Consider the following 21,916-nt stretch of genomic DNA (forward strand, 5'->3'; position numbering starts at 1 on the left):
CTTTTCTTTGTTCAAAGAGTAAGCCCTTTTTATCCCGCAGATTTTAATGACAACACCGCAATACTGCATTCATTAATAATTCCTAAATTATATATTTGAGAGCTGAGTTTATATATATGCCTTTTACTCTTGGTCAACGTTGGATTAGCGATACTGAAAGCGAGCTTGGACTGGGTACTGTTGTGGCAGTTGATGCCCGTATGGTCACCTTACTTTTTCCTGCCTGTGGCGAAAACCGCCTTTACTCCCGTCATGATGCACCAATAACGCGGGTGATGTTCAATGCAGGAGATACCGTCACCAGTCACGAAGGCTGGAAGCTCGCCATCGATAACGTTGTAGAAGATAACGGCCTACTTATCTACCATGGTGTACGTTTAGACACTGAAGAGCCTGCACAATTACGTGAAGTATTCTTAGATAACAAACTCACTTTTAATAAGCCGCAAGACCGCCTCTTTGCAGGTCAAATCGACCGCATGGATCGCTTTGCATTACGCTACCGCGCACGTAAGTTTATGAGCGAGCAGTTTAAGCAAGCACAAAGTGGTTTACGTGGTATTCGTGCAAGTCTTATCCCTCATCAGCTTTATATCGCCAATGAAGTGGGTAAACGTCATAATCCCCGCGTATTATTAGCTGATGAAGTTGGTTTAGGTAAAACAATTGAAGCAGGTATGATCATCCACCAGCAATTAATGGATGGTCGTGCTGAGCGGGTGTTGATTATTGTACCTGAAAGCTTACAACATCAGTGGTTAGTTGAAATGTTACGCCGTTTCAATCTACGTTTTTCACTGTTTGATGATAGCCGTTATAGCGAATCTTTATTAGATAGCGATAATCCATTTGAAACAGAACAGATGATCATTTGTTCTTTAGATTTTGTGCGTAAAAACAAGCAACGTTTTGAACACTTAGTTGAAGCAACATGGGATATGTTAGTTGTCGATGAAGCTCATCACCTTGTTTGGAGCGAAGATGCACCAAGCCGTGAATATCAAGTAATTGAAGAGTTAGCTGAATCTATTCCTTCTGTATTGCTATTAACTGCAACCCCAGAGCAGTTAGGTCAAGAAAGTCACTTCGCACGTTTACGTCTGCTTGATCCAAGTCGTTTCCATGACTACAACGAATTTATTAATGAGCAACAAAAATATCGCCCTGTTGCCGATGCCGTTACTATTTTGCTATCAGAAGATGATTTAAATACCGAACAACAAAATATCATCAGTGAAATGATCAGCGAGCAAGATGTTGAGCCATTACTGAAAGCAGCAAATACACAAGGCGAAGAACGTACTAAATCTCGCCAAGAACTTATCCATATGTTAATGGACAGGCACGGAACGGGTCGTTTGTTATTCCGTAACACACGTTCTGGTGTTAAAGGTTTCCCTAATCGTTTACTTCATGCGATCAAAATGCCACTGCCAACGCAATATCAAACTGCGATTAAAGTGGCTGAGATTATGGCAGCCAAAAAGAGCCTCGAAGTTCGTGCAAAAGAGATGCTCTATCCTGAACGTATTTACCAAGAATTTGAAGGTGAAAACGCAACATGGTGGAACTTCGACCCGCGTGTTGAATGGTTACTGGGTTTCTTAACTGCAAATCGCAATGAAAAAGTACTGGTAATTTGTGCTCAAGCAGCAACCGCGTTGCAATTAGAGCAAGTTTTACGTGAGCGTGAAGGTATTCGTGCGGCAGTCTTCCACGAAGGTATGTCATTACTTGAACGCGATCGTGCTGCTGCTTATTTCGCTTCTGAAGAAGAAGGCGCACAAGTGCTGCTATGTTCAGAAATCGGCTCTGAAGGACGTAACTTCCAGTTTGCTAATCAACTAGTTATGTTTGATTTGCCATTTAACCCTGATTTACTCGAACAACGTATTGGTCGTCTCGATCGTATTGGTCAAAATCGCGACATTGATATTAGCATTCCTTATCTTGAAGGGACTGCCCAATCCGTATTATTACGCTGGTATCATGAAGGCTTAGATGCCTTTGAGCATACTTGCCCAACCGGTCGTACTATTTATGACAGCAAATATGATGCTCTCGTTAATTACCTTGCACAGCCTAATGAGTTAGCTGATTTTGATGAGTTTATTGTCGCTTGTCGTAAACAACATGATGAAATGAAGCTCAAACTTGAGCAAGGTCGTGACCGCCTATTAGAAATGCACTCTAACGGTGGTGAAGTCGGTGTTGAGTTAGCGGGTGAAATTGCAGCTCAAGATAACGATCCTGAATTAGTGAACTTTGCACTGAATTTGTTTGATATCGTCGGTATTAATCAAGAAGATCGTAGTGATAGCTTAATTATTTTAACGCCATCTGATCATATGTTAGTGCCCGATTTCCCAGGATTGCCGCAAGATGGTTGCACTATCACCTTTGATAGAGAGCAAGCACTATCTCGTGAAGATACCCAATTTATCAGTTGGGAACACCCCATTATCCGTAATGGCCTAGATTTAATTTTATCTGGCGATACAGGAAGTTGTGCCGTTTCTTTATTGAAAAATAAAGCATTGCCAGTGGGAACGCTGTTAGTTGAACTGATTTATGTCGTAGAAGCGCAAGCGCCTAAACATCTTCATTTAAGCCGTTTCTTACCTGCAACACCGGTTCGCTTATTACTTGATCTGAAAGGTAATAACCTTGCATCTCAAGTTGAGTTTGAAAGCTTTAACCGCCAATTAAATGCCGTTAATCGTCATACTTCGAGCAAATTGGTTAATGCAGTACAAAGTGAAGTCCACCATGTACTTAAAGCCTCTGAACCTTTAATGGAAGTCGAAGCAAAAGGACTTATCCAAAAAGCAAAAGAAGAAGCAGATCGCGTACTGACTCATGAATTATCACGCTTAGAAGCTTTACGTGCGGTAAACCCAAATATTCGTGATGATGAAGTTGAAGCAATTGAAAATGAACGAACTCATATTCTTAATCATTTAGATGAAGCAACGTGGCGTTTAGACTCAATTCGCTTAATTGTCGTTACCCACCAATAATCACCGTTAAAGCGGGGAGTATTTTACTCCCCGTTGTTTTGATGAGATATCCACCATGATGGAAGTGTATAACCCGCCGACTGATCCTTGGTTACATGTTTTATATCAAGATGAGCATATTATTGCCGTCAATAAACCCAGCGGATTATTGTCAGTACCGGGCAAAGCGCCAGAGCATAACGACAGTATTATGTCGCGTATTAAAGCAGAATTTCCTAATGCTGAGTGTGTGCATCGCCTTGATATGGCAACCAGTGGCGTTATCGTTGTTGCACTCAATAAAGAAGCAGAGCGCGAACTAAAGCGCCAGTTTCGCGAACGTGAGCCGAAAAAAACCTATATTGCTCGCGTTTGGGGACATGTCGAAAAAGAAGAAGGATTAGTTGATTTACCTTTGATTTGTGATTGGCCTAATCGACCAAAACAGAAAGTCTGTCATGAAACAGGGAAAGCGGCGCAAACTTTTTATGAAGTGTTGGAATATGAAGAGAATGCAACAAGAGTGAAACTCTCACCCATTACTGGGCGTTCACATCAATTGCGGGTACATATGCTAGCGTTGGGGCATCCTATTTTAGGGGATCGCTTTTATGCACACCCGCAGGCAAGAGCGATGGCACCTCGCCTGCAGTTACATGCTCAGGAATTATTTATTACGCATCCTGCTTTCCGATCCCCGATACATTTTGAATGCCTTGCCGATTTTTAGTGTCTTATGACACTAAAACAGTCACTGAACTCAATGAAGCAAGGAGCAGGCAAAGCGCTAATCCCATAACCCCAACAAGAACACGGACGTTTGACATGGATATAGTTCCTTTTTTAAGAGAAGAGAGAATGAAATAATTAAATTTCACTTATATTTTACCGTGATAAATAAGAAACTCAACTCAACCTAAGTTATCTCTATCACGGAATAATTCTCTCTTTTATCATCTTCTTTTACAAGATGTTAACGAAATCCCTTTTCTTTTTTAATCAAATCGTAAGCAACTTGTATAGACTGTGCTTTTTGTTTTGCAATTTCCATCATTTCTGGCGGTAAACCTTTCGCAACAAGTTTATCCGGATGATGTTCTCCCATTAATTTTCGATAAGCTCTCTTTATGGTTTTAACATCATCACTCTCATCAACACCAAGTACCTTACACGCATCAGAGAGCGTTGGGCCTTGAGGTTGAGGCTGATAACCCTGTCCGCTTTGATAATGAAAATTCTGACCAGCCTGCATCATTGCTAATATATGTTCAAAATGTGCACGCGAAAAACCTAACTCATCGATAATGATAAACAGCATTTTTCTTTCATTTGGATGCAGTTGACCATCCGCAAAAGCAGCTTGTAATTGAATTTCCAGAAACATCTGAAGTAAGTCGCGACGTCCCACACAAATTTGTCGAACGCGTTGCAATGTGGCTCTTAAGGGAAAATCAGGTGATTTACCTTCTCTAAAAGCTTGTTGCGCAGCTTGGCGACCCACACCGTGCAAATTCATGCGATCCATCAACTCGTTGGCAAGAGAAATATCGGTTTGAGTCACTCGCCCTTTTGATTTTGTCAGGTGTCCTAAAACTTGAAAGGTTGCAGCAAAGAAAAAAGCTTGTCTATCACGCGTATAGCGCCCACCACTTCCTAATTTACTTCGTTGCATGTCATAGAGGTGCCCGAGAAAAACACCAATAACAATGCCCCAAAAGCCTATTCCTGCAAAACTACCAATGGTAAGGCCTAATAATTTTCCCCAATAGCGCATAGACTCCTCAAATCTTCAATGCTCTGACTGCAATTTTGCATTATCATACTATTCATTTGCTTGCACACCTAACACCAAGCAACCTCTAAATAGACTTTTTCTTAAAATGAAGCGATTTACTGTTTCTCTTTGGACAGAGGTAATGCTGTTTTCGTTTAAATTGTGTTAAAGTAAAATGAGTGACCAAACGAATAACTTTAGCGTTGTTATACAGCACGAAATACCGCATCAGCGCGGTGTTTTTTTGTTTCTAATAAGGCTATAACCCTATTTCAACACAGAAACATCGAAAAAATGAGGCTTACGCCTATTTTTCGGTTACCGTTAGAACAATGTTCAGAACGTTGGGCTGGTGTCGCATAACTCCCTGCGTTAGTTTCTAGCTGTTTATCAGCACGAAGCCACTGATGACGGAAGCACATAAATACTTATGAAAAAAAGTTATCCCACACTGCTGGCCACCCTAGTTTGGGCCACAATATACGGTCAGCCTGCTTATGCTGATCTTGCCTCCCAATGTTTACTGGGAGTTCCTGTTTATAACAAACCATTAGTACAGGGCGATCCTAACAGCTTGCCTGTCACCATTACCGCAAATGATATGCAAGGTGAATATCCTCGCATGGTCAAATATAAAGGTAATGTTGATATTAAACAGGGAAACCAAACCTTAAGTGCCGACAGTGTTGAACTGACACAAACTGAAGGAGAAACGCCATTAAGAATGGTCACAGCAACGGGAAATGTGTCTTATGATGATCCTCAAATCATCTTAAAAGGCCCTCGTGCTTGGTCTAACCTTAATAATAAAGATACGGACATCGAACAAGGTGATTACCAAATGGTTGGCCGCCAAGGCCGTGGTTACGCTGATAAAATGCAAATGCGTGGCGAAAACCGCTATACCATTATGGATAAAGGCATGTTCACGTCTTGTTTACCGGGAGATAGTAGCTGGAGCGTTGTCGGCTCAGAGGTTATTTTAGACCGTGAAGAACAAGTCGCTGAAATCTGGAATGCACGTTTTCGTGTAGCCAATGTGCCTATCTTTTATAGCCCTTATCTTCAATTACCGATTGGTGATAAACGCCGCTCGGGTTTCTTAATTCCTAACGGAAGCTATTCCCGTAGTTCAGGCTTTGATTTCTTACTGCCTTATTACTGGAATATCGCCCCTAATTATGATGCGACCATCAGTACCAACTATATCAGTCGTCGTGGTTTAAAATTAGATAACGAATTCCGTTATTTAACCACTCCGGGACGAGGTACGATTGCTGTTGATTGGATTAATCACGATAGCCAATACAATAAAGATAAAGACGAAAATAAAGCGGGCTATCTTCCTCGTGATACAGCAAATCGCTGGTTATTCTACTGGGGACACAGTGGAGTCATGAATAATGTGTGGCGATTTAATATCGACTACACAAAAGTAAGTGATAACAAATACTTCACTGATTTTACCTCTCAATATGGTAACACTACAGATGGTTATGCAACTCAGAAATTTAGTACGGGTTATGCACAACAGAACTGGAATGCCACATTAACCACTAAACAGTTCCAAGTCTTCTCTGACAATAAAGATGCAAGAGCTTATCGTGCAGAGCCACAACTTGATTTCAATTATTACAAGAATGATGTAGGGCCGTTTGATTTCCGTACTTACGCTCAATTTGTTCGCTTTACCAGTGTCGGAGATAACACGCCTGAAGCAAATCGTTTCCATATTGAGCCAACGATTTCACTCCCTGCATCTACGGGTTGGGCAAGCTTTAATAATGAATTAAAGCTAATGGCAACTCATTACGATCAAGATATTCCTGACGCTTATAAGAAAAAGTACGCTAACCAGAAATTAGATGACAGTGTTAATCGTGTACTGCCTCAGTTTAAATCTGATATGAAAGTGGTTTTTGAGCGTCAATACCAAACAAACGATATTACGCAAACCCTTGAACCGCGAGTGCAGTATCTTTATGTTCCTTATAAAGATCAGTCAAATATCAATAACTTTGACTCTGCATTATTACAATCAAACTATGGCGGACTTTTCCGCGATAGAATGTATGGTGGTTTAGACCGCATTGCTTCTGCAAACCAATTAACCACTGGTGTAACTTCGCGTTTTTATGATAGCGAATTAGTTGAACGTTTTAACGTTTCTGTAGGTCAAATCTACTTCTTTGAGCGTCCAAGAACAGGCCCATCTTCTATTGGTAACGAAATTATCAATAGCACAGATGAAACAGGTTCAATGGTATGGGCGGGTGATGCCTACTGGCGGATCACGGATACTGTGGGTATGCGTGGTGGTTTACAATATGACCGTCGCTTAGGTAGCGTCTCAATGGGCGATGCCGTTATGGAATATCGCGCAGATAGCGATCACCTTCTACAGTTAAGCTATCGTTATGTTGATCGTGACTATATCCAAGCAACGCGTGTTCGCCCTTACGATGGTGGTATTAATAAACTTCCTGAATACCAAAAAGGTATTTCACAAGTCGGTGTTGTAGGAAGTTGGCCATTAGCAGAGCGTTGGGGACTTGTCGGTGCTTATTACTTTGATACCAAAGAATCAGAACCTGTTAGCCAAATGGTTGGTCTACAATACAATACCTGTTGCTGGGCTGTGAATGTGGGTTATGAACGAAAAATTGTTGGCTGGAAAGTTGACCACAGCGATATTGATAATAAATGGTCTGTCAATGTGGAACTCAGAGGCCTAAGTAACAATCATAGTTTGGGTAGCCAGAAAATGCTTGAACGCGGTATCTTACCTTATCAAAGAGCATTCTGATTTAATCAGACTACGGAATTGGCTGAATGAATATGTCACCCCGCAATAAGATGCGGAAAATACATAATGGGAAACTTATGAAAAATTGGAAAACGCTGTTTATCGGCTTAATGATCACGGTCGGTGCAGCTACCAGCTCAACAACATTTGCTGCACAAGAATTAAACCGTGTATCGGCTATCGTCAATAACGGTGTCGTTCTAGAAAGTGACGTCAATAGAATGTTACAGACGGTCAAAATGAACGCGAAAAGCGCGGGTCAAGAAATGCCTGATGAGCAAGTTCTTCGCCAACAAATTCTAGAGCGTTTGGTCATGGATAACATCATTTTGCAAATGGCACAGCAAATGCAAATTGATATTCCTGATGCTGCGGTAGAATCTACCATTCAAGGTATTGCTGCTGAAAATAACATTTCACTTGATCAAATGAAAAAGCGCCTCGCAGCCGATGGTATTTCTTACAACGATTATCGCCAAGATATTCGTAAAGAGATGATGTTAGCAGAAGTTCGTAACAATGAAGTGCGTCGTCGTATTACTATTTTACCTCAAGAAGTTGATTCTCTTGCTAAGCAAATCGAAGGCCAAGCAAGTCAAAGTATTGATCTAAACCTGAGCCATATCTTAATTCCATTATCAGAAAACCCTGCACCAGCAGAAATGGAAAAAGCGAAACAAGTCATTACTCGCATTATGAATCAGCTTAAAAATGGTGCAGATTTCGGTAAATTAGCTGCAACTTATTCTGCTGATCCACAAGCTTTAAATGGCGGTAATATGGGTTGGGCATCTATTGATGAATTACCAACTCTGTTTGCTAAAGAATTAGCAAATGCGCAAAAAGGCCAAATCGTAGGACCTCTTCACTCTGGTGTTGGCTTACACATTATCAAAGTAAACGATATTCGTGGTGGAACTAATACCCTTTCTGTTACAGAAGTTAAAAGCCGTCATATTCTGCTAAAAAGCTCACCAATCATGAATGATGAGCAAGCCTATGCCAAGTTACAGCAGATCTCTGCCGATATTCGCAGTGGTAAAATGACCTTTGCTGATGCAGCAAAAGAGTACTCTGAAGATCCAGGTTCAGCATTACGTGGCGGTGAGTTAGGATGGTCAATGCCTGATGTTTACGATCCGGCATTCCGTGATGCGTTAATGCGCTTAAATAAAAATGAATTAAGCCAACCTGTTCGCTCAAACTTTGGCTGGCATTTAATTGAATTAGAAGACACACGTAGTGTTGATAAAACAGATGCCGCAAATAAAGAACAAGCATACCGTTTACTCTTCAACCGTAAATTTAATGAAGAAGTACAAAACTGGATGCAAGAGCTACGAGTTGGGGCTTATGTGAAAATAATGAACGAGAATAATGCAAACTAAGCAAATAAAACCACTTGTTATCACCCCCGGCGAACCAGCCGGGGTTGGTCCTGACCTTATTATCTCATTAGCACAAATGAGTTGGGATTTACCTTGGGTTGTTTGTGCTGATCCTCAATTACTTAAAACAAGAGCAGAATTGTTAAACCTGCCTCTTTCATTAGTTGAATACGATCCTGCCTCGCCACCTCAAACACACACACCAAGTCAAATTTGTGTACTCCCAATCGCACTGCACACTAATGTCATTCCAAGTACATTAGATACGCGCAACGGATTATACGTTGTAGAAACATTGGCTCGTGCTTGTGATGGCTGCCTAAATGGCGAATTTTCAGCACTTGTGACAGGGCCGGTTCATAAAGGTATTATCAATGATGCGGGTGTGCATTTTACAGGGCACACCGAGTTTTTTGCTGATCGTAGCCATTGTGAACGTGTTGTCATGATGCTGGCGACAGATACATTAAGAGTCGCATTGGCAACCACACATTTACCACTACGAGATGTGGCGGATGCAATTACAGGTGAGCTTCTGCATGAAATTATCACCATTTTAAACCACGATTTAAAAACCAAATTTGGTATAGCAGAACCTCAAATTTACGTTTGTGGCCTTAATCCTCATGCAGGAGAAAGCGGTCATATGGGACGTGAAGAAATTGATATTATTGAGCCTACATTAACACAATTACGTCAGCAAGGAATTCATCTTCATGGACCTTATCCTGCTGATACCTTATTCCAACCTAAATATTTAACACATGCTGATGCGGTGCTTGCGATGTATCACGATCAGGGATTACCTGTGCTAAAATATGAGGGTTTCGGTCGCGCCGTGAATATAACTCTTGGCCTTCCTTTTATCCGTACTTCTGTTGATCATGGCACCGCCCTTGAACTTGCAGGTACGAAAAGCGCAGATGCTGGCAGTTTTTGCACCGCATTAAATTTAGCCATTAATATGATACAGAATTGTAATGAATAATAGAGTCCATCAGGGGCACTTTGCCCGCAAACGCTTCGGGCAGAACTTTTTAACAGACAGCTATATTATTGAAAGTATTGTTGAATCCATTTATCCTCAACCCGGTGAAGCCATTGTTGAAATTGGTCCTGGTTTAGGTGCAATTACAGAGCCAGTAGGCGCAAGAATGGATAAAATGACGGTTGTAGAGATTGACCGTGATTTAGCCGCTCGTTTAGAAGTTCATCCTACATTAAAAGACAAGCTGACCATTATTCAGCAAGATGCAATGACAATCGATTTTGCACAATTAGCAAAAGAGCGTCAGCAACCTCTGCGTGTTTTTGGTAACTTGCCTTATAACATTTCTACTCCACTCATGTTCCACTTATTCAGTTTTGCTGACGCAATTTCTGATATGACATTTATGTTGCAAAAAGAAGTGGTTAATCGCCTTGTTGCTGGTCACGGTAGTAAAACTTATGGTCGCTTAAGTGTGATGGCGCAATATTATTGCCAAATCATCCCTGTACTTGAAGTTCCACCTACTTCATTTAAACCAGCACCTAAAGTTGATTCTGCGGTTGTTCGCTTGATCCCTTACAAAGAAAAGCCATACCCAGTAACGGATATTGCAATGCTTAGCCGTATTACCGCTCAAGCATTCAATCAACGCCGTAAAACACTACGTAATAGCTTAGGCGGATTACTCACAGCAGAAGATATGATAGCACTTGATATCGACCCAACTGCAAGAGCAGAAAATATTTCTGTTGAGCAATACTGCAAAGTGGCAAACTGGTTATCGCAAAAGCAAGACTCACAAGCATAAGATAAAGCCAGAGACAGGAGGCACTATGTTCACCTCATCAAAAGTGGCGATACAGGTACAAAGCGTTTACATTGAAAGCCAATCTTCCCCTGAAGATGAACGATATGTTTTTGCTTATACCATATCAATTCATAATTTGAATAAATGTGCAATTCGCCTCCTGCGCCGCTATTGGTTGATCACCAATGCACAAGGTAATACCACTGAAGTTCGTGGTGAAGGTGTTGTCGGCGAACAGCCGCTTATTGAGCCCGGCACACAATACCGCTATACCAGTGGTGCCGTTCTTGAAACACCGATGGGAACAATGGAAGGTCATTATGAAATGATTGACACTGATGGTCGATTATTTCAAATAGAGATCCCCGTTTTCCGCCTTGCACTTCCAACATTGATAAACTAATTATGGCAACTTATTTAATTGGTGATATTCATGGCTGTTACCATGAACTGCGCCACCTTCTTGATAAAGTCAGTTTTGATCCTACACAAGACACATTGTGGTTAACGGGTGATCTTGTTGCACGAGGCCCTGATTCGCTTGAAGTATTGCGCTTTGTAAAAAGCTTAGGTACTTCACTTAAACTCGTCTTGGGTAATCATGATCTTCATCTTTTAGGTGTATTTGCAAAAATTAGCCGCAATAAACCAAGAGATAAGCTGAATGACTTGCTCAATGCGCCAGATGCAGATGAATTAATTAATTGGCTAAGACGCCAACCCGTACTGCAAGTTGATGAAGACAAGAAAATCATCATGGCTCACGCAGGGATCACGCCACAATGGGATTTAGAAACAGCCAAAATGTGCGCTCGTGAAGTTGAAGCTATTTTAAGTAGTGATAGCTACCCTTTGTTTATTAACTCAATGTATGGCGATTTACCAAACAACTGGTCACCAGAGCTTTCTGGTCTAGCGAGATTGCGCTTTAGCACTAATGCGCTTACTCGTATGCGTTACTGTTTTCCTAATGGTCAGCTTGATATGATTTGCAAAGATAAACCACAAGAAGCACCCGCACCATTAAAGCCTTGGTTCGATTTACCAAGCCAATTACCTGAAGGTTATAGCATTATATTTGGGCATTGGGCCTCTCTTGAAGGGAAAGGTACTCCTGATAATATTTATGCGTTAGATACAGGATGTTGTTGGGGTGGAAATCTCACTTGCTTACGTTGGGAAGACAAACAGTATTTCACTCAACCTAGTCTATCTGCTCCCAAATAACTCACTTATTATCCCCTCCCTGCTTCAAGCGCAAAAATGGCGACATTGCCTTTTGCGCTATGTTGATTTTATCCTCACATATTACCTAAATTGCTCTTTTTTCTTCTAAAGAGAACATTTTATATACAAAAACGAACACCTAAAAATAACTATAAATTTAATCATTAATAATCAATATGTTATTTTTTTTTACGGCAAAATAAGTATAAAAAAACACGATATTGAAAATAAAAAATCTCTATATTGATTAATATCTCATATATTATTCTTATAAAATGAGTTTATTAAAATATAAATAATGGTTGGTTTAAAATAATGCTCTTTTTATAAAAAGAAATATTTAAGTAGAATAATAAATCTTACTTTTTATTGTTTTTATATTAATAAAATAGGAATAATAAAAAGGGAGATATTTAATCTCCCTTTTTATTTAATTCTTGTTATTTTCTTCTTTTTAATATTTCGAAGCAGTAGTTATGTGAGTTATTTTCATCTGCTTCATGGTATTCCATAAAGGTTGAATCCCACTCATCAGGCTCATAATCTGGGAATGTTGTATCACCGATAACTTCAGCATCGATGTGGGTTAGGTAGAGTGTATTTGCCATAGGCAGAAATTGCTCATACACTTTACCACCACCTATCACCATGATTTCATCATGATTTTCAGCAGCTTGCAAAGCTTCTTCTACAGATTTAACCCAAACAACATCGCTATCTGTTCCTGGCTGGCTACTTAAAACAATATTAAGACGATTCGGTAAAGGACGTCCAATAGACTCATAAGTCACCCGGCCCATAATAACGGGTTTATTTAGCGTATTCTTTTTAAACCATGCGAGGTCACCCGGTAATGTCCAAGGCATTGCCTTTTCCATACCAATAATGCGATCCATCGCTAATGCTGCGATTAAACTAATATTCATTTACACACCTACGGGTAAAGATGGGAAAAAACTGTTCACACTATACGTAAAGCTAAAACCTGAGTCGATACAAATTATGCTTCCTTGATAATAAATAATTGCTTTATACTCGAAGTGTTAACTTAATCATATAAGATTCAATCATTATAATATTGTTATATACAAGGCGCTATTATGCTTGAAACTTCTTTAGTTGTTTTTACAATTGCTTTACTCGGTATGATCTCACCAGGTCCTGACTTTTTTCTCGTTGTAAAAAATGCGGCACGTTATCAACGATCTGCGGCAATGATGACTGCAATGGGAATTGTGGCAGCATTACTTGTGCATATGTCATATTGTGTTGCAGGTATTGCCGTTCTTATCACAACAACACCTTGGCTCTTTTCCATTTTGAAATATGCAGGTGCGGTTTATTTGCTATGGATTGGTTTTCAGAGTTTACTCTCAAAATCTAATCATTCGATTGATGAACACTCAGATAGGCATTCACAAATCAGTTTTAAGAAAGCCTTTATGCAAGGTTTCCTCTGTAATTTGCTTAATCCTAAAGCCACCTTGTTCTTTCTTGCCGTTTTCACACAAGTATTAAGTGTTGATTCAAGTATTGGTGAAAAATTGTGGTATGCCTTTATTATTTGGGGCTTAGCCATAGTTTACTGGCCTTTATTGGTTTTATTAATTCAAAGTGCGCCTGTCAGAAGAGTGCTTAATAAAGTCCAAAAAGGAATTGATAAAGTACTAGGTGTTGTGCTGATTGGTTTAGGCATTAAAGTCGCGTTGAGTTAACTACACTCTTGGAGCAAAGCATCTATCAAGGTGCTTTATTTTTCACTCTCCTTATTATATTTATCAAAAAAGTCTATAATTTGCCCAATTCTAACTAAATATTGCTCTTTATTTACTCCCATAAATAAATCGCCATCAATTTTATTTAAATATTTCTCAAAGTAATCATTAATTTTTGATTTACTATCAACAATATAATTAATAATTTTTTTACATTCATCTTTTCTTGGATAATCGGTTATATATTGTTGTATTGTACTACACAAATTTTTTACATAATTATCAGCAGATCCATATTTATTAAAATATTTCTCCACATCAATAAGTTCAAAATCATCAACACCTTTGAGAAAAAGGTTAAGATCAACATTTCTATTTATCATATTCTCCATTATATTTTTAAATGCACTTTTTAATTCATCTGACCATTCAATAATATAATTATTTTTTAAAAGAAAGTCGACTCGTTTTACTTCTTCATTAGATTCTAAGTTGATTTTGTTTTTATTAAAATAATCATCAATGATATTGGAGAAAATTTCTTTCTTAACTTTATTAGTGGATTCTATTATTACCAAACTGAAGAAAGATAAAAAATTTGATGGACATGAAGAATTGGAGATTAGCTTTAATGGATTAAGATTATACTTATTATTTTCTAAATAACTCGCTACTTTAATAACTAACAACAAATCACCTTTGGTTTTAACATATTGTTCAGCAAACCAATTAAATGATATTGAATTATCTCCCTTGTTATAATCAACAATAAAGTTATGTAGTTGTTTTTTGGTAACTGTTACTTTATCAATATCCTTAATTTTTCTTTCACGTATATCATCAGTTAAAGATATAGTATGATTAAATTTTCCTGCTGTATTAATAGAACCTATCTTCTTTTTCACATTAAAAATAGACTTTATTTTTTCAATAATCTTATGAGTTAATCCTCTATTTTCAGATGATAAAAATAAAGAAAAATGAGTATTCTCCATTTTATCAAGTCTATTTTTAATAATATAAAAATCAGAGATTACTTTGTTATGAATATATACATCAGATGATAAAAAACCCTCTACTTTTAAATGCATAAAAACTCCTTAAATTTAAAACAACTAAATTTATAAATGAAAACAATGAAAATAAATACAAAAAAAAGCCCTTATTACTAAGGACTTTCAATATCAAAAAAATAACAAATAATATTTAGAAATTAACTTTCAGCGTAGCATTGATACCACTTGAGCTTACATCACTATTATATTGACCTTGGTAAGAAATACCGAAAGTTGTTGATTTGCTTAATTGTGCATCAACACCTAAACCAACACCAAATAGATTATCTAGTTTGCCGCCACGTAATGTTGCATCACCAGAGTTTGATAAGAAGAGGCGTGATTCAGGGCGGTTATCACCAAATAAATGACTTGCAGAAATATCGCCTTTTAAAGCCATATTAACGTTGCCAGCCATAAATGGATATCCACCACGTAAACCAATAGTACCGACTTGAATATCTTGTGAATCAGTCTTAGTGGTAAATTTCATATTACCGACATTTTCATTGATATCATCAGTTGACACACGCAACCAGCTAAATCCTGCATATGGCTCAATAGAATACTGATTTGTATTAAATTGAGTATAAGCACCTTCTAAGAAAATTTGAGTAATTTTTGCATCATAACTTGTAGAGTTATAACCTGCATTTTGTCCTACCCAAAGTGTTCTTTTTGCATCTCTATCTTGGTTAGTATGTGTGAAACCATAGTTTAATGAAGCCACGTCATACAGATTAGACACACCATAAGCACCAATATGGATATCGTTACTGTCTATTTTACCGTGTTCATTACCTTTATATTTGGTTGAACCCGCACCAAAGAATAAACCTGCTTTGGTATTTTCGGTCACATCAATTTCTGCACCTAATAAGCCAACATAGAAATCAACATCCATATTGCTATGACCATAATCAGCACTGCCCCATTGGCCAATACCTGTCATCCAAATACGTGCATTGCTATTATCCAATTTAGCATAACGGCCTTGACCAATACCCATTGCTTGATCTTTCACTGTGCGAGTTAAACCTAACACATTCACTACACTTGCACTGTTAGCATTAAGGTACATATCGCTGCCCAATGAATTATAAGTCTTGCTCAGATCTCTTTCATTCATTGGTAATACTACATTGAATAAATCGCCACGACCGGTGCTATCCAATGTATTCGCAATAGAGCGGCCATTTTCATTGTTAGCAAATGTGGCTAAAGAGGTATTTTCTTTCTTACTTAATGTACCTGTAATTGTGTTGTCTTTTACAGAAACATTTTTATCAAATAATGCATAATCACTATTTGGATTGTTATTTGCTAACATTTTAGTTTTAGTACGATTATCAACTAAATTGTCCGCATTAACGGTTCCCGTCACGACAGTATTATTAAGATAGATATCTTTTAATTGACCTTCGTTATCGGCACCAACATCTAAACTTGCACCTTTATTTAATGCCATATCACCGACATTAACATCATGTCCGACGGTAACTAAATAAGTCCCTTTATCGTTGATATTAATGTTAGCTTTATGACTCTCATTCGATGCTAATTGGCCTTTTTGTGTGAAAGTATCGTTATAGCGATCAATAACACTTAATTTACCACCGTTGACATTAACAGCTTCAGTGCCAAATGATTCGGTAAAGCCGTATAACGTTCCTTGTTCGACTGTTGTGCCACCACGATAAGTATTATCGCCAGTCATAACCAATGTGCCTTCGCCTTTCTTAATTAAAGCACCATCATACAAACCAGCATCAATTTTGGCTTGAATAGCATCAGCACGTTTTTGGTAATACTCTTTACGCCATTTTTCAGCATCTTCTTTGCTAACAATATGAGAAGTTGGATCTGGATTACCATCATTGACAACAAAATCCGTTCCTAGATTGTAATCACCACCAGCCGCAATACCCTTCTCTTGATAGTCTTTCAGCCATGCTAAATCTTCTTGTTCACGAAGATCTAACGCAGTTTGTGAAATATCATTTGTCCAGACATCAAGCGGTGTCATACTTAAGTTATATTCAAATTTACCTAAGAACTGACCCGGACCATACATCCCTTTATCTAAATCTGGTGTACCCCAACCATAACGCACATCTGGCGTACCTTCAGCCGCAGTCCAGCTATCATATAAAGAGCCATCTGGATTACGGTGATTGGCAGTTGTAAACATCACATCACGCACTTGCATCGCATTCATTGATTGATAGCGTGACATCAATACGCCCATCGCGCCCGTAACGTGAGGTGCCGCCATTGATGTACCACTAAAGGTATCCCAATCAGCACTACCATCATCATTAACGATAGAAGAATAAACGCCCCAACCTGGAGCAACTACTGTCCACCACTTCGCATTACCGGCTTCATTAAAGACTTTAACCAGCTCATAGCCTGATTTATCTGCATTTTGTTTCAAGCCAGCAACCGCAATCCAATGTTTTTCTGCTTCAGGGTTAAAGTAAGGATAAAGAGGACGATAATAAGGCTGAGCAAAGTCACGGTTACCTGTTGTAAACACTTGAACAACATTAGTGCCTTTTACTGCGTCATAAGCGGCATCAACAAAGGATGGTTTATCGCCATAAACTTTTTTAAAGTAGAAATATTCGTATTCGGTTTGCGCAGTGGTATCTACTGGCAAATGCACAGAGGTGTTACCACCGTCGGCACCAAAGGTGTCGCCATTTTTAATAATGCGAGGGTTTGTACCCCAGCTGTTATTAATCACCTGAGCCCCTGCATCGACCATAGCTTTCCAGCCAGTGTAGAAGTAGGTGTAATCTTGATAAGGACCGTAGTTATTGCTGTCTGTTGCGCCTGTATTTCCTAAATAAACATCAGCACCCCATGCAACTCCATGCATACCATTACCGTCACGGTTTGCACCTACAGTGCCTGTAACGTGTGTTCCGTGTGTATCATTCACACCTTTGATCCAGCCTCCATCAACATCAAAGGCTTGACCTTTTTCATAATGCCCACCCAATTCTTGAGGGTAGCGCATACCGGTTGTGCCATATTGACCTTTAGCTTTCACCGCATGAAAACGAGCATCATTCAATTCTGGATGTGATAATAATGCACCTGAGTCCATTACACCGATTTTGGCACCTTGCCCATGAAAACCAAGTGCATAAGCACTGGAGGCATTCATAGCAGCTAGCCCCCAGTCTTTTTGATACTCTTGGCTTTCCCAACTTTTTGCATCGCCTAATTGCCCAGCTTCTGAATATGCAACGGAATATCCAGAAAAAAGAAGTGCTGACGCAACAATGGAAAGTTGAAATATATTATTATTTATTTTATTTTTTTTATTCATTTTGTGATGGTGACTTAAAGCTATTTCTTTGTTCATTCTGTACCTTCAGTTATATTAAAATTTAATAACATTAATTAAGGATCAAAAATAAAAGACGCGGAGATTCTCTAGTTTCTAGCGAAATAATTACTTGAAGAGCATCTCAAAAATATGATTTCATGCCAGAAAAATAGATAGATTGACTACGCAATCACAAATTAACAGATAGATTAAACAAAGTTAGATCACTTGTTATTATATTACAAACAGTCAAAATTAACCTCTTTCAATATTAACCTCATTAATAACAATATTTAAATCAACTTAATAAAGAGAACTTAAATAAATAAACAAAAATATCAAATTGATTAACAATTTGTTTTTGAGAATATTTTTCTCTATTTAACTTTAGTCTAAAAAATATAATCCACATTATTTTTAATATAAAAAAAACAGTATCTTTATTTTAAAAATACTGTTTTTCTTTTAATTTAAATTAGTGCTAATACTCAGTTTTTATTCCAAAGGTGTGACTTCCATTTGTCCTACCATGCCTTTATCTGCATTTTCTAATAACTGGCTGTAATAAAGGAAAGGGAAATGTGAATAAGAAGGCTGTTTTAATTCCACCAGCAATTCACTTTGGTTTTCGATCCAAACAGTATCTTTCCAACCAAAATCTGCAGGTGCAGGTTTCTGACCATTATGGTTAATCACTTTAAAACGGGCACCTTCAATATGGAATGGTTGCGGTGTCGGTACGGTGACAAGCCAACGCTCCCACCCATTTTGTCTACCCACTAAATCAATTCGTGAAAGCTCCCAACGAGCATTATTTATTCCCGGAGGACTGTTATGCAATTGAATAGTTCTAGGCTGAATAGAGGTGGTGATCTGTGTGTCATCTACCGCTAATTGCGCAGGGGCTTTGTCTGTCACTAACGACATTAATCCAGTTGGTTTAATGGTTAATACATTGGCGTTACGTAGTAAATCTGAAGGTTCAAAAATACCACGGAGCCTATCCATAAAGCCGGCACTTTGCCCTGCTGTAATTGTGACTTCTCCACCTTCGGACATATCAACCAATATTTCACGTCGCTCACCCGGAGCCATTGGAATTGATTTCAGCTCTACCGGAGAGGTTAATAATCCTTGATCCGAAGCGATAAGGTAGAGTGAGCGGCCATCATTTGCAGTTAGTTCATAACGACGAGCATTAGACGCATTGACTAAACGTAAGCGGATCCATCCTCTTGAGACTTCAATATAAGGATCTTCACGTCCATTGACTAACAGTGTATCGCCATAAAAACCATCACTAGCGGCTTCTTTGTCGTATTGTGGCGTACCAAAATTATCGATCCGTTTATCTTGAATAATGATCGGAAAATCATTTACACCATAATGTTTTGGTAGAGGAAGGGATTTGCTCTCTTCATCTTCCACGATCCACATTCCCACCAATCCATTATAAACATGAGGTGCCATTTTAAAGGGAGTATTGGCGTGATACCAACATGTTGCTGCTTTCTGACGAATAGGTAATACTGGCGACCAATAAGCGCCGGGTGACATTAATCTTGCCGCACCACCGACTTGAGTCCCCGGAACTAATAAACCGCTCACCGTCATTGATACTGCTTCATTAAGACGGTTGCTATAAATGAGTTTTATATCATCGCCACTTTTGACTTTGATTGTCGGTCCCGGTGTTGAGCCATTGATCCCCCAAACTTCCGCTTTTTGCGTACCATTGAATGCCCAATGCACATTTTGCAAAGTCAGAAAAAGAGGCTGACCACGGCGAGATTCCAACAATGGCGGTATAGGTAATTGTTTATCATTGACTGATTCAGCACGAACAGAAGAAGATATTGAGCCCAGACATACCGCTAAGCCTGAAGCCTGAATAAACTGGCGACGACTAAATGACATACTTTCTCCGCAACAAAATACAAATATTCCTATCGCATAATCAAAAATGTCGTGACAGGAAAAAAGCTGCTGTGATTTAAAGACAAAAGGACTTAAATGAAATTACGGGAGCATAATAGCGCGGATGTGACATAAATCCTAAAAATAGTTGATAATCTATGTTTTAAATAATTCAAAGTGCAGCTAGGCGACAAGTAAATAAGTCGCTAGGAGCATATGACTAGTGCGAATGAGCGCAGTCAACAACGCTGTAACTTGAAGTATGACGAGTATAACAATATAAGCCTGAAAATCAGGCTTATATTGTTATGAACAAAGAAACCAAATAAGTATTAATTTAATTTACCGGGAAAATCACGCTTATTCATTTCTTCAACTTCTTTATCTAGCTCTTCGATTTTCGCTTTCATAATTTGACGACATTCTTCTGCTAATTCTCGAACTTGATCTTTGGTGTATTTTGAAACATCAATTGGAGGCAACATTTCAACAATAACGTAGCCATTATTCCAACGGTTTAGCTTAATTTTATCCTGCGTTGTAGAAACACAAACCGGAATAATAGGTACACCTGCTTGAATGGCGGCATGGAATGCACCTGTTTTAAACGGTAAAAGGCCACGACCACGGCTACGCGTTCCTTCAGGGAACATCCACACTGAAATCTTCTTCGATTTAATTTGATCAGCAACTTGTGAAATAGTGCCATGTGCTTTAGAGCGATTTGCTCTATCGATCAAAATATTACCGGTTATCCAATACAGCTGGCCAAAAAAAGGAATAAAAATTAAGCTTTTTTTACCCACTGTTACGGTATTAGGTTGTACTGCATTTGACATCGTCACCATATCAAAATTGTTTTGATGGTTTCCGATGTAAATACTTGGGCCATAGCTTTCTGCTTCTTTTGGAAAACGTTCAACGAGCTTGATACCAAAAACAGTAGATAACTTGCCGAATAAGCGTCCATAAGTCATTACATGCTTAGGATTTCTTGGTGAAAACATGCAATAAATCATTCCAAACGTCACCACTATAATGGTGTAAAGAATGACAATGATGCCTCGAATAATGGCTAACATAAGTTTTAGCGTCCTAAATAGAAGTGGGCCAACAGACCCACTCAATATCAATTAAGTATTAGATTTAATTGGTTTCAATATCAATATGATCGATAACTTGAGCACCGCGAGGTAAAGAAGTTCCTCGGCGTCCACGTTTTGCTTTAAAGCTAACTAGCTCATTCATCGACATTGTCATTTTACGTTTACCAAAATGCAGTGTCACAGAGGCATTTTCAGGTAATACTCGTAACCAAGCGACGTTATCCTCACCACTTGCTGCTTGTGAAGCCGGAATAGAAACCATTTGATTTCCTTTTCCTTTTACCATCGTTGGTAATTCTGACGCTTCAAAAATCAGCATTCTACCGCCTTTCGTAATGATCATAATGAGATCCGTGAGCTCATTATTCAAGCGTTGTGGCGGTAATGGTAATGCATTTTCAGGTAAAGTCAGTAGTGATTTTCCTGCTTTATTTTTAGAAGTTAAATCATCAACCTGACAAATAAATCCATAACCTGCATCAGACGCCATTAAGATCTTATCAGTACTTTCGCCCATAACAACATGACGTAATTGCGCACCTTTCTGAACTTTTAATCGTTCAGTTAGTGCATCGCCCTTGCTACGACCCGAAGGTAATACATCAACATCAACGGTATAGCTTTGACCTGTTGTATCAATCAAGTGTACCGGTTGGTTACTCATACCTTCAACAGCATCAAAATAATCATCACCGGATTTAAAGCCAGCCGATTTAGCATCAATATTATGTCCTTTCTGGCAACGAATAAGCCCTTTTTCAGACATAATGACGGTAACAGCTTCAGGATG

At 38.7% G+C, this 21,916-nt stretch carries 16 protein-coding genes; 9 read left to right on the forward strand and 7 right to left on the reverse strand.

Translation table 11 applies throughout. From position 1 onward, the window contains the following. Window positions 1-116 precede the first annotated feature (116 nt). Complete coding sequence (gene rapA / locus EHE21_RS15405) at window positions 117-3,020, forward strand: RNA polymerase-associated protein RapA (RefSeq protein WP_194951152.1); 2,904 nt, start codon at window positions 117-119, stop codon at window positions 3,018-3,020. A 55-nt stretch (window positions 3,021-3,075) separates the two neighbouring features. After that, the gene (gene rluA / locus EHE21_RS15410; RefSeq protein ID WP_006535967.1) at window positions 3,076-3,729 is read left to right on the forward strand and encodes a bifunctional tRNA pseudouridine(32) synthase/23S rRNA pseudouridine(746) synthase RluA; all 654 of its coding nucleotides are present in this window, start codon (window positions 3,076-3,078) and stop codon (window positions 3,727-3,729) included. Between the two features lie 243 nt (window positions 3,730-3,972). Here the strand turns inward: rluA and djlA are convergent, their stop codons facing one another. Further along, window positions 3,973-4,773, reverse strand: a complete 801-nt coding sequence (gene djlA, locus EHE21_RS15415; RefSeq protein ID WP_194951153.1) for a co-chaperone DjlA — start codon at window positions 4,771-4,773, stop codon at window positions 3,973-3,975. 430 nt (window positions 4,774-5,203) lie between these two features. Here djlA and lptD point away from each other — a divergent pair, with 430 nt between their 5' ends. The 6 genes from lptD (at window position 5,204) to apaH (ending at window position 11,993) form a co-directional block, all read left to right on the forward strand. Continuing rightward, complete coding sequence (gene lptD, locus EHE21_RS15420) at window positions 5,204-7,579, forward strand: LPS assembly protein LptD (RefSeq protein WP_194951154.1); 2,376 nt, start codon at window positions 5,204-5,206, stop codon at window positions 7,577-7,579. Window positions 7,580-7,656: 77 nt separating this feature from the next. Next, the gene (gene surA, locus EHE21_RS15425; RefSeq protein WP_228766700.1) at window positions 7,657-8,967 is read left to right on the forward strand and encodes a peptidylprolyl isomerase SurA; all 1,311 of its coding nucleotides are present in this window, start codon (window positions 7,657-7,659) and stop codon (window positions 8,965-8,967) included. After that, on the forward strand, window positions 8,957-9,955 hold the full coding sequence (gene pdxA, locus EHE21_RS15430) for a 4-hydroxythreonine-4-phosphate dehydrogenase PdxA (RefSeq protein WP_194951155.1): 999 nt from the start codon (window positions 8,957-8,959) through the stop codon (window positions 9,953-9,955). The genes surA and pdxA overlap by 11 nt, the downstream gene beginning before the upstream one ends. Further along, a complete protein-coding gene (rsmA, locus tag EHE21_RS15435; protein WP_088494662.1) occupies window positions 9,948-10,766 on the forward strand; it encodes a 16S rRNA (adenine(1518)-N(6)/adenine(1519)-N(6))-dimethyltransferase RsmA in 819 nt (272 codons plus the stop codon). Before pdxA ends, rsmA begins: the two co-directional genes overlap by 8 nt. 25 nt (window positions 10,767-10,791) lie before the next feature. Continuing rightward, window positions 10,792-11,169 carry a Co2+/Mg2+ efflux protein ApaG gene (gene apaG / locus EHE21_RS15440; protein ID WP_006535978.1) on the forward strand — a complete coding sequence of 126 codons (378 nt, stop codon included), beginning with the start codon at window positions 10,792-10,794 and terminating at the stop codon, window positions 11,167-11,169. Between the two features lie 2 nt (window positions 11,170-11,171). Further along, a complete protein-coding gene (apaH, locus tag EHE21_RS15445) occupies window positions 11,172-11,993 on the forward strand; it encodes a bis(5'-nucleosyl)-tetraphosphatase (symmetrical) ApaH (RefSeq protein ID WP_088494661.1) in 822 nt (273 codons plus the stop codon). Window positions 11,994-12,433: 440 nt separating this feature from the next. On the opposite strand, the gene folA is transcribed toward apaH, so the two are convergent. Beyond that, complete coding sequence (gene folA, locus EHE21_RS15450) at window positions 12,434-12,919, reverse strand: type 3 dihydrofolate reductase (protein ID WP_099074448.1); 486 nt, start codon at window positions 12,917-12,919, stop codon at window positions 12,434-12,436. A 174-nt stretch (window positions 12,920-13,093) separates the two neighbouring features. Between folA and EHE21_RS15455 the strand changes: the two genes are divergently transcribed. Continuing rightward, window positions 13,094-13,708 (forward strand): LysE family translocator, encoded by a 615-nt coding sequence (locus EHE21_RS15455; protein WP_194951156.1) that lies wholly within the window; start codon window positions 13,094-13,096, stop codon window positions 13,706-13,708. A 35-nt stretch (window positions 13,709-13,743) separates the two neighbouring features. Here EHE21_RS15455 and EHE21_RS15460 read toward each other — a convergent pair whose 3' ends face one another. The 5 genes from EHE21_RS15460 to EHE21_RS19055 form a co-directional block, all read right to left on the reverse strand. Further along, window positions 13,744-14,799 carry a hypothetical protein gene (locus EHE21_RS15460; protein WP_194951157.1) on the reverse strand — a complete coding sequence of 352 codons (1,056 nt, stop codon included), beginning with the start codon at window positions 14,797-14,799 and terminating at the stop codon, window positions 13,744-13,746. Between the two features lie 115 nt (window positions 14,800-14,914). Next, window positions 14,915-18,139, reverse strand: coding sequence for an autotransporter Pta (pta, locus tag EHE21_RS15465; RefSeq protein ID WP_194951158.1), 3,225 nt, complete (start codon window positions 18,137-18,139; stop codon window positions 14,915-14,917). 459 nt (window positions 18,140-18,598) lie between these two features. Further along, window positions 18,599-20,020 carry a cell division protein FtsP gene (gene ftsP, locus EHE21_RS15470; protein WP_194951159.1) on the reverse strand — a complete coding sequence of 474 codons (1,422 nt, stop codon included), beginning with the start codon at window positions 20,018-20,020 and terminating at the stop codon, window positions 18,599-18,601. 332 nt (window positions 20,021-20,352) lie between these two features. After that, window positions 20,353-21,102, reverse strand: a complete 750-nt coding sequence (locus EHE21_RS15475; protein ID WP_194951160.1) for a 1-acylglycerol-3-phosphate O-acyltransferase — start codon at window positions 21,100-21,102, stop codon at window positions 20,353-20,355. Window positions 21,103-21,166: 64 nt separating this feature from the next. Further along, the gene (locus EHE21_RS19055) at window positions 21,167-21,892 is read right to left on the reverse strand and encodes a DNA gyrase C-terminal beta-propeller domain-containing protein (RefSeq protein WP_412178937.1); all 726 of its coding nucleotides are present in this window, start codon (window positions 21,890-21,892) and stop codon (window positions 21,167-21,169) included. Between the last annotated feature and the right edge of the window lie 24 nt (window positions 21,893-21,916).

The sequence above is a fragment of the Proteus sp. GOKU genome (genome assembly GCF_015475555.1).
GTDB classification, from domain to species: domain Bacteria; phylum Pseudomonadota; class Gammaproteobacteria; order Enterobacterales; family Enterobacteriaceae; genus Proteus; species Proteus mirabilis_B.